The sequence below is a fragment of the Thalassotalea piscium genome, assembly GCF_030295935.1.
Classification (GTDB): Bacteria; Pseudomonadota; Gammaproteobacteria; order Enterobacterales; family Alteromonadaceae; genus Thalassotalea_B; species Thalassotalea_B piscium.
This window is the reverse complement of the sequence record NZ_AP027362.1, coordinates 573334-589996: the sequence shown is the minus strand read 5'-3', so window position 1 is coordinate 589996 and position 16663 is coordinate 573334. Positions and strand designations below refer to the sequence as shown.

Below are 16663 nucleotides of genomic sequence, written 5' to 3'. Positions count from 1 at the left end.
AACACTATAGCCATTGATAGATAAACACTATTATTGGCTACACATTTTGCCAAATAAGGCTGAAAAATGAAATTAACCATTGTGAGTGGTCGCTCAGGTTCAGGTAAAAGTGTCGCACTACGCGTACTTGAAGATTTAGGCTATTACTGTGTTGACAATATCCCCGTAAATTTACTACCGGCGTTAACACATACCGTAATAAATGATTATGAAACAGTCGCAGTCAGCTTAGATGTTCGAAACTTACCTAACGACCCAGCTGACGTTTCTGAAATACTTGATTACCTGCCCACAACTGTTGAACTAAATATTCTTTATTTAGATGCTGATGACTCTGATTTAATTAAACGCTTTAGCGAAACTCGCCGATTACACCCATTAATTAGACAAAACATTGCCTTAGATCAGGCACTAATTTTAGAGAAAAAGTTACTAGAGCCTATATCTAGTCGCGCTCATTTATACATAAATACCAGCCAGTTAACCCCTCACCAACTCGCAGATTTGGTAAGAGAGCGAATTTTAGGTAAAAAAACTGGCACTATGGTTGTTGTGTTTGAGTCATTCGGATTTAAGCACGGCGTACCTCAAGATGCAGACTATGTATTTGACGCTCGCTTTTTACCAAACCCTTTTTGGGAAAAGGAGCTTAAAACTTATACCGGGTTAGATCAGCCAGTCAAAGATTTCCTTTCATCTCAACCAATAGTGACTAAATTCGTCTGGCAAATAAACAGCTTTTTTATGACATGGCTACCCCACCTAGAGCGAAATAATCGTAGTTATGTCACCATTGCAATAGGCTGTACCGGTGGTAAGCACCGCTCCGTATTTATTGCTGAATTATTAGCAAACAATTTACGTAAAGAAAGAGCCGATGTTCAATCACGCCATCGCGATATCGATAAATCAACAACGTAAGAAATACAAATATTCATGGCCAAATATAACAAAAAGTTAATGATATCTAATAAGCTTGGCTTACATGCGAGAGCTGCCACTAAGTTAGCGCAATTAAGCCACAAGTTTGATGCTGAAGTAACCGTTACCTTAGCAGGAAAAGATGCTGACGCGAGCAGTATTATGGGATTAATGCTGCTTGCTGGCGCACAGGGTAAAGAAGTGACTATTACTACTGAAGGTGAAGATGCAGAAAAAGCATTAGCCGATGTATGCAAACTTTTTAATGATAAATTTGATGAGGATGAATAGCTTTATTTCAACTAGAAACTAAGGGCTTAAGGTAACACCCCCCTAGTAAAACCATAGCACTTACCAATACCACTCACACTCAGATAAAGCGAAATAATAGCTTCACAGACCTTAATAAAGCTGTAAATAACACTAAACAATTGATATTATTTAATTAAAGTCAAATATTACTTATACCATTTAAAATAAAGAAGCGGACACTTAGAGTAGCTAAGAGATCACTTTCATTTATAGGTTGGTATAACATACTGAGTCGATAATTACTTAACTTTTCATTTCGTTTTTAACGGCCCAAGGTAACGATATGCCGGAAGCTTTAGAGCAAGAATACAGTCATACTAAACTGCAGCAAGTTAACAAAGCACTTGAAAGCGGGATGTTTGTCTATGTCCGCAAATTACTGCAAAATATGCCTGCCTATGATCTTGCGCTAATTTTAGAATCTTCTCCAAGTAAAAGCCGTACAGTACTTTGGCAATTAATCGATCCTGATCACCATGGTGATGTCCTAGAAGAACTTAACGAAGAAGTTCGAAAAGGTATTCTTAAAAATATCCATCCTGAAAAATTAGCTGCTGTCGCAGAAGGAATGGATACAGATGATTTAGTTGAAGTACTAAGAACCCTACCTGATACTGTATACAATGAAGTAATTAAGTCCATGGACTCACAAGATCGTGGACGGGTTGAAGCCGCACTTTCTTATGCAGAAAATAGTGCTGGCGGTATTATGAATACCGACACTATAACCATCAGACCAGATGTAACAGTCGATGTGGTTTTACGTTATTTACGACTTAAAGGTGACTTACCAGAAGCAACAGATTCTTTTTATGTAGTTGACCGACAAGATCACTTTATTGGTTCTGTTTCACTTTCATCAATAGTTACGGCTCAGCCTGATGTTATTATTTCAACATTAATCGTAGAAGAAATACAAGCGGTACATGTTGACACCCCTGAAAGTGAAGTAGCGCAACTATTTGAACGTTACGATTGGTTTTCAGCCCCCGTTATTGATACAAATAAACACTTGCTTGGCCGTATTACCATCGATGACGTTATCGATGTCATTCGAGAAGAAGCCGAACATTCAATGATGAGTATGGCGGGTCTTGATGATGAAGCCGATACTTTTGCACCTGTCTTTAAAAGTACTAAACAGCGCTCAATTTGGTTAGGAGTTAATCTAATTACCGCATTATTTGCTGTTGCTGTTTCATCAATGTTCGAAGATATACTTGCCCAATTAGCCATTCTTGCTATTTTAAATACGTTAGTCCCCAGTATGGGGGGTGTTGCTGGCAATCAAACCTTAACACTTGTTATCAGAGGTATAGCGCTAGGACACATAGGTGAAAGCAACTCTCGTGCTTTACTTTATAAAGAGCTTGCCGTCGGCTTTTTAAACGGCATTATTTGGGCAGTATTGATTGCAGCTGTTGTTGCTATTTGGAAGCAAGATTTTATGTTAGGTGCGGTTATCGCTTTTGCAATGCTAATGAATATGACTGCTGCAGGGGTTGCAGGGGTTGCTATACCTTTACTACTTAAACGGATGAAAATTGATCCTGCCTTAGCAGGAAGTGTTATTTTAACAACCGTTACCGACGTAGTTGGTATTTTTGCCTTTTTAGGTACAGCAACACTGCTTTTAGGTTAACGAGTCAACAAAGTTGCTAATTCCCTGCAACTTGCATTTCAGCTAACAAAATAGAGCCCGTACGAATACTGCCATGCATATCAGTATCACTGCCAACGGCGACTAACTCAGTAAACATGTCTTTTAAATTACCTGCAATAGTAATTTCTGATACTGGGTATTGAATTACACCATTTTCAACCCAAAAACCTGCAGCACCACGAGAATAGTCACCATTGACCACATTAACTCCCTGCCCCATTAATTCAGTTACTAAAAGGCCTGTGCCTAATTGTTTTAACATTGCATTAAAGTCACCACCGTTTGCTGACACCAACCAGTTATGAATACCACCGGCATGGCCAGTTGTAGTAAGCCCTAACTTACGAGCAGAATAACTTGTTAATAAGTATGTTGCTAAGTTACCTTGCTCAATAATGTTGCGGTCGATAGTGGCAACACCCTCACTGTCAAATGAGCTACTCGCTAATGCAGACTTTATATGAGGGCGTTCATTAATTGTTAAAAAATCAGGAAAGATAGGTTTACCTAAAGCATCGAGTAAAAAAGACGATTTACGATATAAATTACCTCCGCTAATTGCGGCAATAAAATGTCCCCAAAACGTATTTGCGATATCAGCTCTAAACATAACAGGCACTTTACCCGTAGGTAATTTACGTGCGTTTAGTCGTGATAATGCTTCTTGAGCAGCTTTAGAACCTACATTTTTGGCTGAATCCATTAAGTCAAAGTGGCGATCAATGGTGTAAGCATAATCACGTTGCATATCATCATTTTCACTAGCAATAGCCACGCAACTTAAACTATGCCTAGAGCTAGGATAGCCTACTAACTGCCCATGGCTATTGCCATAGACTTTAAACCCTTCATAGCTTGCTAATGTTGCCCCATCAGAGTTAGTTATCCGCGGATCTACGTCTAAAGAAGCCATTTCACACTCTTTAGCAATCGCTATTGCATCATCAGTTGATAGCGCCTTTGGGTGATATAAATCAAGAGATTCTGGGTTCATCGCTAATAATTCTTTATCCGCCAAGCCTGAACATTCATCAACAGAAGTAAATTTGGCAATATTAACTGCAGCCTCAACAGTTTGCTTGAGTGCTTTATCAGATAAATCAGCAGTTGATGCACTTCCTTTTCTTCCTTGTTGATATACCGTTATTCCTAATGCACCATCATTAGTAAACTCAACAGTTTCAACTTCGCCAAGGCGAGTACTAACACTTAAACCTTGCTGTTTGCTCATTGATACTTCTGCACCATCAGCACCTAACGACTTAGCTAAAGCTAATACCTCAGCTACACGTGATTCAACTTTTTCCATTTGTTTGATGATGCTATTTGACTCTGCCATAGGGGTGAATTTCTCTATAATTTTAATAAATACGACGAATATTTTACGAAGATGAGTTTTACGCTAGAGCGTATGAAGCTATTTGTTGTATAATAGCTACTATCAATCGCTAAATTTGTTCCATTATTATGCCCGAGTCTGCTGATGAATTCGATGAAGAATTAAAAAGTAAATCAGAAATTAAACGTGAAATGCACAAGCTTCAAGATTTTGCAGCGCGCTTAGTTAAATTATCTAAACACCAACGCAGTAAAATACCCTTTACTGACGAGCTAAAAGAAGACCTTATTTTAGCTGATAAAATCAATAATAAGCATGAAGCCCTTCGACGTCATATTCGTCATATGGCCAAAGTACTTTCTGAAACCGATCTTGAGCCTATTAACCAGGCACTTGATGTGATGGCAAATAAACATCAGCAAGAAAGTGCCAAACATATAAAAATTGAAAGCTTACGAGATGAATTAATCGACCAGGGTAGTGAAAAAATTGAAGCTACACTTAGCGAATACCAAGGTTTAGAACGTCAAAAACTGCGCCAACTGGTACGAATGGCATCTAAAGAAAAAGCGAATGAGAAAATTGGTAAACATTACCGCGATCTATTTAACTATTTAAAAGAAAGTATTAATTTATAATATATTCAGCTAAAGCGGTATTAACCCAAATGTTTACTTGGGGTTAATACCTGCTCAATTCACAAGTACCCACCTGTTACTGTTACTTTTAAATTAGAGCTCAAAGAAATGAGTAAACACTTTGTATAACTCAGTTCCCTGATTCACACTAGCTGAAGCAAAATGGAGAATTGGTAACACTTCGTTTTCTAATGAAACATAGTGCAATGGATCACCATCACCGTAATTATCCATCCGTAATATTCTTGCTAGTGGCTTTCCAGCAGCTAATGGTTTGCCAAATTCTGCTAAATAATCAACCATTCCGCCCATAGGAGAATAGTAAGCTTTATAGTCTTTTAGGTAACAAGCAAAGCGTGTCATTATTTGTGGTTGATACTGAGCTGCGTCTATTACGCCTTTATGCTGTAAGTAACACAAAATGCTTTTTGCGTCTTCAAGTGCGGCATCAAGATCAATTTGTTCTTGTGAGCCTAGCTCCACCGTAAAACTTTCTTTATTTAGCGCTTTTGAACTGATCGAGTATTTTATACCTAATTCAGCAAACGCCTCTTGTAATTGCCACCAAGGACAAAAAGTTGCTTCATCTAAAGCGCCATCAAATGTGTTAGGGATCAGTATATTGTGTGGAATATTAAAATATTGAGCACTTGCTTTTGCATATTCAGGACAATATAAATGTTTACTTGATATTGGCCCAGTATGTAAATCAAGCACATAGTCTGCTTGATGTGCTAAGCGCTGCAATTGATAAGCAATACGCTGCCCTGTTGTTAAGCCAAAAGCATTGTGTTCTAGTTTTTGTTCAATTTTATCGATCATTAATTGCTTAAAATTTGCTGCAATGATTGCATCGTCCTTGCCTATACTTTCACGAACAAACGGCTTAATAATACTCGGATCAAAATGATACATCCTATTCCAATTAACTCCCGTTATAGGGTCAAATCGTCCTAATGTATATTCACCATTCTTATGGTTACAAGCAACAGGGTTAGCATAAGGCACTAAAGTAACATCACCTTTTACTGAGATATTTTTTAATAATTCCAACAATTGAAACACTACGGCATTACCTTGCACTTCAGCACCATGCATATTCGCTTGTATATACACACTTGGTGCCGAACTATCACCTTTTAGCCGATATACTGGTACTGTTAATAATGCTCCGCTAGCCATTTCACCAACATTGATTACTTCTTTTGAAAAACGATTCATTTACTTACTCTATTTATATTTTTCACACTGTTGTACTTAAGCTAAATACCAACTCGCTGGCTGGGCTGCTCTCACTTCACTCATTTTGCCGTTTTCAATAACATACTCTGCAGCTGTTTGGTGGCAAAGAAAAAACGGCATACTTTCGGTAAACCCGTATGCGCCGGCGTAAGCAAATACCAACTGATCTGCCACCTCAATATCTTCAGGCAAAGGCAAGTGACCTAACTTATCAAGACTAGTACATAAAGGACCGTATAAATCAAAGTAAGTGCTTGGTGCGCTTGAGTCTCGAAGCAAGCGAACGGGAAAGGGTTGCTCGGTAATTGCAGGCCGCAATAAATGATTAATTCCCGCAGCGAGTACTAACTGTTGCTGCTGATAGTTAACCTTGCGATCAACTACAGGCACAACATAGTAGCCACAATGAGCTACCGCGTAACGCCCTAACTCGAGCCATAACTCTTCTACATTCGCTTGGGCTTTTATGTGAGCAAGATCAGCTATTATTTGAGGCCATGACAACGTCTCCCCTTGCTCAAAGTAGTCGACACCTAAGCCACCACCTAAATCTAATATGTTAAGTGGCATACCAATTGAGCAAGCTAATTCAACTAAAGCTGAAACCATTTGCTGCCATAATGCATACATTTTTTGATTGCTAAGCATATTGCCCCATTGAAAAATATGTAAACCACAAAGATTTAGTTGAGGGTACTGTTTAACATGTATTTCTTGCCACTCGCCGGTTGATAAGCCAAAAGGAGTTACACTATTTCCGCCAAGTGGGTTTTTTTCACCTTCTTGCCACTGTAACTGCACACGTAACAATACTTTTGGGCGTTTATTGAGCTTTTTTGCTGCTTGATTAAGCCATTTCAACTGATTTATGCTTTCTACTATAAACACACTAACCCCCTGAGTTAAAAACTCAGTCAGTTGTGTTAATGACTTTGCGGGGCCAGTATTTAAAATACGCTCTGGCACAACGCCTTGCGCTAAAACTTGTTGTAATTCACCAGCGCTTGCCACATCAAAATTAAAGGCTGCACTATCGAGTGTTTGTATAATGCGTGATAAAGGATTTGCTTTAACCGCGTACCAAAGCTTAATAACATCTTGATCTTGTAGGTCAAGTAGATGCTGTTTAAGCTCATCTAATTGATACACAAAATAAGCTAGCTCATGCTCGTTTAATTGTGGATGCTCAAGTAATGTATTGCGTAGTGTTGGCGTCAGCCAGTTTTTGCTATTTTCAAACATAAGTTAGCCTTAGCGTAATAAAGATTCTAAAGCTAATGATGCATTACTTTTTTCATCACGGTACTTCACTATTAAGGCACACGCCATATTTAGCCCTTGAGCTACAGCCCATTCACCAGAAACAGGCCGAGTTCCGGGGACAACAACAGCATAAGCTGGAATATCGGCACCTTTTTCTAACATGACTTGGTTAACACAGTCATAAACAGGGACCGATGCTGATAAACATACCCCTGGTGCTAAGACTGCACCTTTCTTCACAACTATCCCCTCTACAATCACAACACCAGCACTTAAAAACGCATTGTCTTCAACAATAACGGGATTTGCGCCAATTGGCTCTAGCACGCCACCAATTTGTACTGCGGCAGAAACATGTACGTTTTTACCAATTTGCGCACACGATCCAATGAGCGCATGACTATCAACCATAGTGCCACTATCGACAAATGCGCCTACATTAATATAAGCGGGTGGCATAATGATCACGCCACTTGCAACATGAGCACCACGGCGAACAGCTGAGCCCCCTGGTACTAAACGTACATTATCGCTACAAGTAAATTCACGCGTAGGCAAATTATTTTTATCAACAAAGCCTTGGTATATTCCGCCACACTCTTTATTCACACCTGCTTTAAATGCCGCTAAAATTGCTTTTTTCACTTCACTATTTGCTTGCCAATCACCCTGTTCATCCTGTGTTGCCGCTCGAACAGATCCTGCTTCTAATTGATCCAATGTTACTTGCCAATTCATTACTATTTAACTCCAATAACTTGTTGTGACTGAGTTCTCAGCCATTGATTTATCAGCTGATCAACGTCCACTAAACCATTATTTGCTGCAAGTTCATGCTCTGTTAACGGAGCCCTTAATGTTGGTGTGGAGATCATTGCGTTTTGTGCCATAAGTACTTTGACAGGGATGGGGTTACTAACTTGAAATAAAGCATCAACGGCATTTTGCCATAGCGGAAATAAGCCTTGATACTGTCCTGATAACGTTAAGTTTACATACCGTTGGGTAGCTTCAGGCCAAACATTGCTAGCAACAGAAACTAACCCAGCAACTGCAGCACCAGCTAAATAAGGCATCATTGCATCTTCACCACTGAATAATCGAATTTTAGGACAATGTTGTTTGTAACTAAGAAATGTTGATAAATTGCCACTTGCTTCTTTTAAAGCCCAGCAGTTTTTATGATGTTGTAATTGTTTAGCTGTAGTTGTAGGGATTGCAATACCACTGCGCGAGGGCACATTATAAAGCATGCAAGGGTAGTTAGACTTATCTAACAATGCAGAAAACCATCGTGTTTGCCCAACAGGGCCTGGCCTTGCGTAAATAGGAGTACCAAGTAAATAAGCATTAATTGCAAGCTCATTGCAGCGGCTTATCCATGCGAGTTGTTCAGTTAGATTATAACCGCCCACAGCTACCATAATTGGTACATCAAGCGAAAGCTGAGCGACAAACTCAACAATGGTAAACTGCTCTTTAGCCGTTAGTGCTATGCCTTCGCCCGTACTACCTAACAGTAAAAGTCCATTTCCGGCGGTATTTTGTCGCTGAGCATTTAGTTTAAGGCTGTGAAAATCAACATTACCTTTGTTATCAAAAGGAGTAATTAATGCTGTCCACAGAGTGGTTGTATCAATAGAATGTATTTGTGTTGTTTGATTCATTTCTCTCGAACTCATTTCGTTCGGAGAACTTATAGGCATTTGTTGGGCTCAACGCTATTGAATGGTTGAGTTTCGACAAAGGCCAGAAGCTCTCCACCCAATAGGTGACAGTTGTTAGGATTCAACCTAAACAACCGGCAAATACAGTATCAAAATTGTATTTACCTCGGCGTTACACTAATCTAAGGTCTTTAATAATCTTAGCTAGCTTTATCCCCTCACTATTAATCGTTAGAGTTTGATCTCTTCATAATAGCTACCTGATTAACGCTCCTCTTCTGACACTTTTTTTAATTTGTTAACACTTAACCGAAATATAAATTAAGCATTAACAAAGTAAATAAAGGACACACGCATTAAACCACCTCTTAGCTGAGAGAGTCAATAGCCATCTAAAAGTCTGATTAGACTAATTATTACTAAGTGATAACTTAACTCTAATTTTCAGTAAAATGTGCTATTACTGCTTTTTCTATTTCGGCTAATCGGTCTTGCCCCCAGTAAGCAACATCACCATAGCGAAAACAAGGCACTCCCCAAAACCCCAATTTGTCTAATGCCATTTGATTTTCATCAGACCATTGTTGCCAATCATTAGCTAACCCATATTCAAGGGCAGCCTGATAGTCTAATTCAATGGCTTTACACAAATTAATTAAGTTATTGGTGATTGCTACATCAATATTGTTAATATAAATAGCATCAAAAACGGCTTGAATAAAAGCTAACGATTTACCCTGTGCTTGGGCATAAGCAAATAGCTGAAAACATTTGATAACGCCCTGTCCAATAGGGTCGACAAAGCTACAATAAGGAATGCCACCGTCTACCGCTTCCCGATGTGCATCGGTATAAATATACTTTTTTTTACGTTTCGGAACCGGGACATTGCGCATAACAAGCGGTAATATTGGTTTAAGCACTAAAGGGACTTGGTAATATTCACAGAGTTTTTTTATCTTATAAAAACCAATAAACGAATACGGACTGCGTAACGATAAAAACATTTCGATCGGTGGTGAATTCGTTTTACGTTGTTGATTTTCACCTTGCTTAAATATGAGCATATTAGCGTTATATCGCCTGTTCGATGCGATATTTTTTGAAAAACCAAGAGCTGCAAGCTTTGTTTCTATGTGTGAAAGACGATCAACCCCAACAAACCACTCTCCTAAAAAACAAAGCGATGCAGGTGAGTAATGACCTTTAGCATATAAACGCTGTTGATTTTTTATTTGAAAATTAATAACCGGTGTTGAAACATTATAATAACGCTCAAAATTATTTTTCCACGTCTGATGAAAAACGTTGACAGCACTCTTTATATCTTTACATTCCATCTGCCATAGCTGTTGTCCAGTAAATAAAGCATTTGCACTCGGAATTACATTAATAGTAGTAAAACCATACTGCTGCGCAATCACATTCGCATCATTAATCGCCCACTGTCGCCATATTTTAGGCTCAACAGAAACGCTTACGCGTGACTCATACACAAGAAACAAACAAAACTTTATCGTAAATCGTTGCTCTAACTCTGCTAATGCTTGTATTAACATATAACTATGGGGATCGTTTAGCGCTAAGTAGACTTCAATTACAGGTTGGTAACCAAACCTTTTCGGCAAGGTATAATTTTTAAATAGCAGACTCTTACGCCTGAAATTACTGCGTAGCCACCTAGCCTGTAATGAAACACGTTTTTTTGAAGCGATATCCTTCCCCTAAATACAAAGCAAACTTGGTCACATGCTGCTAATAACGTACAATAGCGTTTTATACCAATCTCACTGACTATGTGATCATTTCTGCTGGCTAAAACAGCCAACTACTGCGTTATTTATTTTATAATTAGAACAACTAGTTATGAAAACAAACGCCTTGTATTTGGCTATTTTCACTGCGTATAAAATAGATCACTTAATTTAATGAAACTGGTATTACTTATAATATCAGCTGCAGCCTAAGTTTCGGATTCTATCATGTCATTAACCAATATCAGTCAATTACTCATGCGTAATCAAGATTTATTAATTACGTCACAACCTTTATTGGTCAATATGCCAGATGACAGTTTTATTAATGAGTTGCTACAACTTAACCCCGCGTGCCAGCTCACAAGTTTTGATACGAATTATGCTCATCATCTTGCTCATGAAAAAAAACTGAACAATAAACACTGCGCTATTTTTGCTAGTCATTATTCTGGCGATATAAAACACGACTTAATTATCATTTATTTTCCTAAAAGCAAAAAAGAATTATTATTCACGTTAGCAATGCTAAAACCTATCATTACAGTAACAACAAAGATCTTAATTGTGGGTGAAAACAATGGCGGTATTAAATCTTTAGCAAATATTGGTAGTAATATTTTTAACTACTGTGACAAGGTAGATTCAGCAAGACATTGCGTATTATTTGACGTTAATCTAACCTTGGACGACAAAACGTTCAACTTAAATGAATGGTTTGAATACTATACCGTCGAAACAAACCAATGTGCCGTTAAAGTTGCCGCCTTACCTGGTGTATTTAGCCAAGCTAAATTGGATATTGGTACTCGTGTATTACTCGACAACCTCCCTCAATATCAAAGTGGCGCCTTACTCGACTTTGGTTGTGGTGCGGGGGTAATTGCTGCTGTTATCGGTAAAACATTTCCAGAAATTACGCTTTCATTAGCTGACGTTAGTGCCCTAGCAATCGCTTCAGCTAACAAAACATTACAACTTAACCAGCTAACAGGAGCTGTTTTTGCAACCGACAGTTTAAGTAACATTAATAAGCCCTATCAGCATGTAATTTCAAACCCACCTTTTCATCAAGGAATAAAGACTCATTATCAAGCTACTGAAACTTTTCTTAACGGTATTAACCAATATATTTCTCAAAATGGCAGCCTTACCATCGTTGCAAATAGTTTCTTACAATACTTACCTATTATAGAAAAGACTTTTCCTCACGTAACAAAACTACAACAAAAAGATGGTTTTACTATTTATAATGCAGTTAAAGGGAAAAGAGTTATCTCTCAAAAACCAAGTTAAGTTAGACTTTGTTGATCTTTAAGGTGAAGTTTTGCTACGAATTAAACGCAGCGCGCCCGAATATTATTTAAATCATTTGTTGCAATATTTCCGAATATCTACAATTATCTATCAAAGGTATTAACAAAATGATGACATTAAATTAAATATGCTACCTATTAAAAAGATAAAATCGATACGCCACTCGTTGATGGTTTTAATTATAGGTGTTGGTTTTTCCTTTTCAGCTATTTCGATATTTTATTTATGCCAAATATTTATCAATGATAGTGAAAAGCAATCAACTGCAAACATGCATCATTGGGCAGAATATATTGCTAATGTCAGCTCTAACTATATTGATAACCCTAGTGACAATTCGCCAAGTAAAAAAGCGGAGTTGTATAACGCCCTAACTTACTTGGGAGCCACGAATTTAATCAAATTTATTGATATTTACCGTTATGATGAATCAACCCAGAACGACAACTTTTATTTAAGTTACCATTACCAAAAACAATTAGATTTAAAAAAAGTTTTACCTATTATGGAGTTGCCAAGTATCGAGAAAGAGATTCTCAGCACACCTCATATCAATGATACTAATATTGAATATTATATGCCAATACAAAAGGCTGATAAGATCATTGGTTATTTATACATTCAAATGAACCGTTACCCAAGTTTAGAATACACTAATCAACTGCTATTGATCTTAGCTATTATTTTTACTGCATTATTAATTGCTCTCAGAATAGTGACTTCTCGCCTTGGTGCTATGGTAGTAACACCACTTGAAGAATTAACCTTAAGCATTCAAAACATAGCCAAAACCAAAGATTTTTCATTAAGAATTCCTAGCATGAGCTATCAAGAAGTCGACACATTAGCAAAAAGTATTAATACGTTACTGTCTCGCACGGAAAAACATCATAAAAAAATACAATTAGCTGAGCAGAAAAGTCTTGAACGAAACCAAGAGCTAGAAACAAAAATAATTAACAGAACCGTTGCACTTAAAGAGTCAAACCAAGAATTACTCTCCACCCTTGAAAAGCTCCATCAGTTTCAAGATCAGTTAGTTGAAAGTGGTAAAATGGCGTCACTTGGTGATATGGTTGCCGGTGTAGCACACGAAGTAAATACACCAATAGGGCTAGGTGTTACGGCTTCAACATTACTATCTGATCGCTTACTTGAAATGAAAGATCACTTTGATAATAAAACGTTGAAATCTAGTCAACTAAAGCGTTTTTTTAATGAAGGTCAAGAAAACGTTGGTATCATCTATCGAAATTTACAGCGTGCCGCAGAGTTAATTTCAAGCTTTAAAAAAGTCGCAGTAGACCAAAATAGCGAAGATATTCGACACTTCAATATGAATGAGCTGATCAATGAAGTACTGCATACTCTGGCACCACAAATCAAAAACACGCCGTATAATATTGAAATTAATTGCCCTGAAGAATTATTAATTTGGAATAAACCAGGGCCTATTAATCAAATCCTGATTAATTTAATTTTAAATTCAATACTTCATGCCTTTGACAATAAAGATACTGGTACCATATCAATTACTGTCACTTTTTTAGAAAATGATCTCAATATTTGTTTCAGTGATAACGGCTGTGGAATAGACGAAACAATTAAAAATAAAGTATTTGAGCCCTTTATAACAACTAAGCGTGGCGCAGGGGGTAGTGGCTTAGGCTTGCACTTAGTTTATAATTTAGTAACGCAAGCATTAGGTGGTAATATAATTATTGAGAGTGCTCAAGATGAAGGCACTACATTAAATATAACCTTCCCTCTAAATTTAAACAGTAATTATGCATAATCGAATAAAACAGTCGATAAAACAGTTAAATATAATGAAATATACTTAATTTCTTGATATAAACAATAAAACATATTTAAACTTTAATCATATTTTTTATAATGTAAATTATTATAAATGTACAATTTGGCAAAACTGGAAATAAAAACATGCACAAACCTCATATACTCATAGTAGAAGACGAAGATGTAACACGCTTTAATCTACGTAATTTATTTGAAGCAGAAGGCTATAATGTTTCAGAGGCAATTGATGGGGCTAGCATGGATCAACAGTTGCAAAGTAATGCGATAAATTTGGTTATAATGGATATAAATTTACCCGGAAAAAATGGGCTTTTACTTGCCAGAGAGCTAACAAAAAATAAAGATTTAGGGCTAATATTTCTAACCGGTCGCGACAGCGATATCGATAAAGTGCTCGGTTTAGAGATAGGTGCTGACGACTACCTAACTAAACCTTTTAACCCTAGAGAATTAACAATTCGCGCTAGAAACATTCTTAACAGAATCAATCAACCTGCCCAAGAGAATGATGATGCTGTTGTTCGATTTAATGACTGGGTTTTAGATGGTAACTCTCGTAAAATGACATCGCCTGAGGGCAAAGAAGTGTCTATCCCTCGCGGAGAATATCGTGCTTTAAGACTCTTAATTGCAAATACAGGGCAAATAGTGACTCGTCAGCAATTAATTAAAGAAATGACAGGAAGAGACTTACGCTCTAATGATAGAACTGTTGATGTAACAATACGCCGACTACGTAAGCATTTTGAATCTATTGAAGGTGCGCCAGAACTTATCAATACAATACATGGCGAAGGTTATCGTTTCGTTGGTAAAGTAGAATAGTAAACACAAAAGGTTAACCCCAAGGCAATACAAAATGGTTTAATGTGTATCAAGCCATTTCTGAAAAGCTTTTATCGCTTGTTCATTTAGCGTTATTAATTGAGCAATTAACCCGTTTTTTACCGACCACTGCTCTTCAGACTTTTCAAGTGTCACAAGTTGCTTGTGTACTAACAAAAAACCTATACTCGCTGATGCCCCTTTCATTTTATGACAGGAATTTTGCCAATCTGATTGTGATTGATTGGTAATCGAGCTAGCTATTTCTTCAAGGTATATAGAAGACTGCTGAATGTACATTTCTAACATTTTTTGTACAATATCAACAGTTAAGCTATCAAGGTAACTTTCTAATAAAGTTATATCTAAATGTTCGTTTGAGTCCAAGAAAAAGCCTTATTAACATATATGCTACTCTATGCAATATCGTTCTATATATCGCGAGTTAGCAAACGTTATCTAGTTAAGTGAGTATAATTATGCGTTTATTCTAGCAAACTGGCTCTCAATGTCATTAATCAATAAGACTTCATCGTTAGAATAAAAGTGAGAGCACTTCCAGATATTGATTTTCGGGTGCTTTTCATTCAAAATACACGCCCCTTAAAATAGACAATTGTAATTGAACGATTAAAGGTCATTTAACTTTAACATTCATATACTAATTAATTAATTATCAGTTAGATAGCATATATTATGATATTAGCCTTAAACATTAAGGTCAATATTCACTTATCTAACTTGCGGAGTAATAATGTCAACAACAATGCCAGATATAGCCAATCATACTACAGCACAAACTGAGGGTACTTTAGATTGGGTAGGCATGAGCAACATAGAAATGCCGATTATGCTTGCTTCTAAAGATGAATCAGAGCGTATGGTTTCGGCACATGTTGATGCATTTGTTAATTTGAAAGATCCTCAAGCGAAAGGCATTCATATGTCACGCCTCTATTTGTTAATCGATGAGCTATCAAATAACGGTGTATTAAATTATCAAACCTTAGTAACCTTGCTTGATGGCTTTATCAGCTCACATCATGACTTAAGCGATAATGCAAAGGTACAATTTAAGTTTGATTATCACCTACGTAGAAAGTCATTAATTAGTGGTAAACAAGGCTGGAAAGCTTACCCTGTTACCCTTACTGGCAGACTAAATAAGGGTGAACTAACAATTGAGCTCTCGGTTGACGTGCGTTACTCTTCGACGTGTCCCTGCTCAGCAGCACTTGCCCGTCAATTAATTCAACGGGCATTTAAAGACACATTCCTTAATGAACAATCAGTTGATCTTAATGATGTCCATGAATGGCTAGGAACAACTGATGGTATTATAGCAACACCACATAGCCAACGTTCAGTTGCTGAAGTTAAAGTTAAGCTTGGTGCGAACATAAAAGACCTGCCAATTACTGATATTGTTAACGCAATTGAAGATGCTTTACAAACGCCAGTTCAAGCGGCAGTAAAAAGAGAAGATGAACAAGAATTTGCTCGTTTAAATGGGCAAAACCTAATGTTCTGTGAAGATGCAGCACGGCGATTACAACATATTATGCTAGCTAATAGCGATTATGATGACTTTTGGCTCAAAATTAATCACCTTGAATCTCTACATGCCCATGATGCCGTAAGTATTACTACAAAAGGTGTTGTCGGTGGTTATCAGCCATAACCATTAACCCTATTAAGCCAGTGTGTGAAACACTGGCTTTTTTTTACTACCTTTAGTTAGACCCCTTTCCTACATCACCTCAATTTGTAATATATCAACCTAAATAAAGCAAACGCAAAACGAATAATTATACACCCATCATATAAGTTCAAAATGTAATTAAATTACATTAAAATTTTTTTTTGTCTATTTAATAGCTTTGTTAGAGCCCAAATTTGTA

General features: G+C 37.2%; 15 protein-coding genes and 1 riboswitch. Of the genes, 8 read left to right on the top strand and 7 right to left on the bottom strand.

Annotated features, from left to right (window positions below; all coding sequences use genetic code 11):
• The first annotated feature begins 66 nt into the window (after positions 1-66).
• The 3 genes from rapZ (at position 67) to mgtE (ending at position 2875) form a co-directional block, all read left to right on the top strand.
• A complete protein-coding gene (gene rapZ, locus QUD79_RS02505) occupies positions 67-921 on the top strand; it encodes an RNase adapter RapZ (RefSeq protein ID WP_184424495.1) in 855 nt (284 codons plus the stop codon).
• 15 nt (positions 922-936) lie between these two features.
• Complete coding sequence (locus QUD79_RS02500; RefSeq protein ID WP_184424494.1) at positions 937-1212, top strand: HPr family phosphocarrier protein; 276 nt, start codon at positions 937-939, stop codon at positions 1210-1212.
• A 304-nt stretch (positions 1213-1516) separates the two neighbouring features.
• Positions 1517-2875 carry a magnesium transporter gene (mgtE, locus tag QUD79_RS02495; RefSeq protein WP_184424493.1) on the top strand — a complete coding sequence of 453 codons (1359 nt, stop codon included), beginning with the start codon at positions 1517-1519 and terminating at the stop codon, positions 2873-2875.
• 16 nt (positions 2876-2891) lie between these two features.
• Here mgtE and pmbA read toward each other — a convergent pair whose 3' ends face one another.
• Positions 2892-4235, bottom strand: coding sequence for a metalloprotease PmbA (gene pmbA, locus QUD79_RS02490; RefSeq protein WP_184424492.1), 1344 nt, complete (start codon positions 4233-4235; stop codon positions 2892-2894).
• Positions 4236-4363: 128 nt separating this feature from the next.
• Between pmbA and yjgA the strand changes: the two genes are divergently transcribed.
• Positions 4364-4873, top strand: coding sequence for a ribosome biogenesis factor YjgA (yjgA, locus tag QUD79_RS02485; RefSeq protein WP_184424491.1), 510 nt, complete (start codon positions 4364-4366; stop codon positions 4871-4873).
• 93 nt (positions 4874-4966) lie between these two features.
• Here yjgA and QUD79_RS02480 read toward each other — a convergent pair whose 3' ends face one another.
• From QUD79_RS02480 to QUD79_RS02460, 5 genes are all read right to left on the bottom strand, one after another.
• A complete protein-coding gene (locus tag QUD79_RS02480) occupies positions 4967-6094 on the bottom strand; it encodes a succinylglutamate desuccinylase/aspartoacylase family protein (protein WP_184424490.1) in 1128 nt (375 codons plus the stop codon).
• Between the two features lie 36 nt (positions 6095-6130).
• On the bottom strand, positions 6131-7357 hold the full coding sequence (locus tag QUD79_RS02475; RefSeq protein WP_184424489.1) for a PLP-dependent decarboxylase: 1227 nt from the start codon (positions 7355-7357) through the stop codon (positions 6131-6133).
• Positions 7358-7366: 9 nt separating this feature from the next.
• Complete coding sequence (locus QUD79_RS02470) at positions 7367-8116, bottom strand: 2,3,4,5-tetrahydropyridine-2,6-dicarboxylate N-succinyltransferase (protein WP_184424488.1); 750 nt, start codon at positions 8114-8116, stop codon at positions 7367-7369.
• 2 nt (positions 8117-8118) lie between these two features.
• Positions 8119-9045 (bottom strand): 4-hydroxy-tetrahydrodipicolinate synthase, encoded by a 927-nt coding sequence (gene dapA / locus QUD79_RS02465; RefSeq protein ID WP_184424487.1) that lies wholly within the window; start codon positions 9043-9045, stop codon positions 8119-8121.
• A gap of 78 nt (positions 9046-9123) precedes the next feature.
• Positions 9124-9331, bottom strand: a riboswitch (Lysine riboswitch).
• 151 nt (positions 9332-9482) lie between these two features.
• Positions 9483-10673, bottom strand: a complete 1191-nt coding sequence (locus QUD79_RS02460; protein WP_184424486.1) for a DsbA family protein — start codon at positions 10671-10673, stop codon at positions 9483-9485.
• 354 nt (positions 10674-11027) lie between these two features.
• On the opposite strand from QUD79_RS02460, the gene QUD79_RS02455 reads away from it, so the two are divergent.
• From QUD79_RS02455 to arcA, 3 genes are all read left to right on the top strand, one after another.
• Positions 11028-12095: a methyltransferase gene (locus QUD79_RS02455; RefSeq protein ID WP_184424485.1), complete on the top strand. Its 1068-nt coding sequence runs from the start codon at positions 11028-11030 to the stop codon at positions 12093-12095.
• Between the two features lie 190 nt (positions 12096-12285).
• Positions 12286-13911 carry a sensor histidine kinase gene (locus QUD79_RS02450; RefSeq protein WP_246454962.1) on the top strand — a complete coding sequence of 542 codons (1626 nt, stop codon included), beginning with the start codon at positions 12286-12288 and terminating at the stop codon, positions 13909-13911.
• A 149-nt stretch (positions 13912-14060) separates the two neighbouring features.
• On the top strand, positions 14061-14762 hold the full coding sequence (gene arcA, locus QUD79_RS02445) for a two-component system response regulator ArcA (protein ID WP_184424484.1): 702 nt from the start codon (positions 14061-14063) through the stop codon (positions 14760-14762).
• 39 nt (positions 14763-14801) lie between these two features.
• On the opposite strand, the gene QUD79_RS02440 is transcribed toward arcA, so the two are convergent.
• On the bottom strand, positions 14802-15149 hold the full coding sequence (locus tag QUD79_RS02440; RefSeq protein WP_184424483.1) for an Hpt domain-containing protein: 348 nt from the start codon (positions 15147-15149) through the stop codon (positions 14802-14804).
• Between the two features lie 367 nt (positions 15150-15516).
• Here QUD79_RS02440 and folE2 point away from each other — a divergent pair, with 367 nt between their 5' ends.
• Entirely contained in the window at positions 15517-16443 is a 927-nt protein-coding gene (gene folE2 / locus QUD79_RS02435; protein WP_184424482.1) for a GTP cyclohydrolase FolE2, read from the top strand.
• Positions 16444-16663: the final 220 nt, after the last annotated feature.

Bases quoted from the DNA above. Each gene is read 5' to 3' on its own strand.
- QUD79_RS02500 (WP_184424494.1), top strand. From the start codon at position 937: ATGGCCAAATATAACAAAAAGTTAATGATATCTAATAAGCTTGGCTTA.
- QUD79_RS02480 (WP_184424490.1), bottom strand. From the start codon at position 6,094: ATGAATCGTTTTTCAAAAGAAGTAATCAATGTTGGTGAAATGGCTAGC.
- arcA (WP_184424484.1), top strand. From the start codon at position 14,061: ATGCACAAACCTCATATACTCATAGTAGAAGACGAAGATGTAACACGC.
- yjgA (WP_184424491.1), top strand. From the start codon at position 4,364: ATGCCCGAGTCTGCTGATGAATTCGATGAAGAATTAAAAAGTAAATCA.
- QUD79_RS02475 (WP_184424489.1), bottom strand. From the start codon at position 7,357: ATGTTTGAAAATAGCAAAAACTGGCTGACGCCAACACTACGCAATACA.
- rapZ (WP_184424495.1), top strand. From the start codon at position 67: ATGAAATTAACCATTGTGAGTGGTCGCTCAGGTTCAGGTAAAAGTGTC.
- folE2 (WP_184424482.1), top strand. From the start codon at position 15,517: ATGTCAACAACAATGCCAGATATAGCCAATCATACTACAGCACAAACT.
- QUD79_RS02470 (WP_184424488.1), bottom strand. From the start codon at position 8,116: ATGAATTGGCAAGTAACATTGGATCAATTAGAAGCAGGATCTGTTCGA.
- mgtE (WP_184424493.1), top strand. From the start codon at position 1,517: ATGCCGGAAGCTTTAGAGCAAGAATACAGTCATACTAAACTGCAGCAA.
- QUD79_RS02450 (WP_246454962.1), top strand. From the start codon at position 12,286: ATGGTTTTAATTATAGGTGTTGGTTTTTCCTTTTCAGCTATTTCGATA.
- pmbA (WP_184424492.1), bottom strand. From the start codon at position 4,235: ATGGCAGAGTCAAATAGCATCATCAAACAAATGGAAAAAGTTGAATCA.
- dapA (WP_184424487.1), bottom strand. From the start codon at position 9,045: ATGAATCAAACAACACAAATACATTCTATTGATACAACCACTCTGTGG.
- QUD79_RS02455 (WP_184424485.1), top strand. From the start codon at position 11,028: ATGTCATTAACCAATATCAGTCAATTACTCATGCGTAATCAAGATTTA.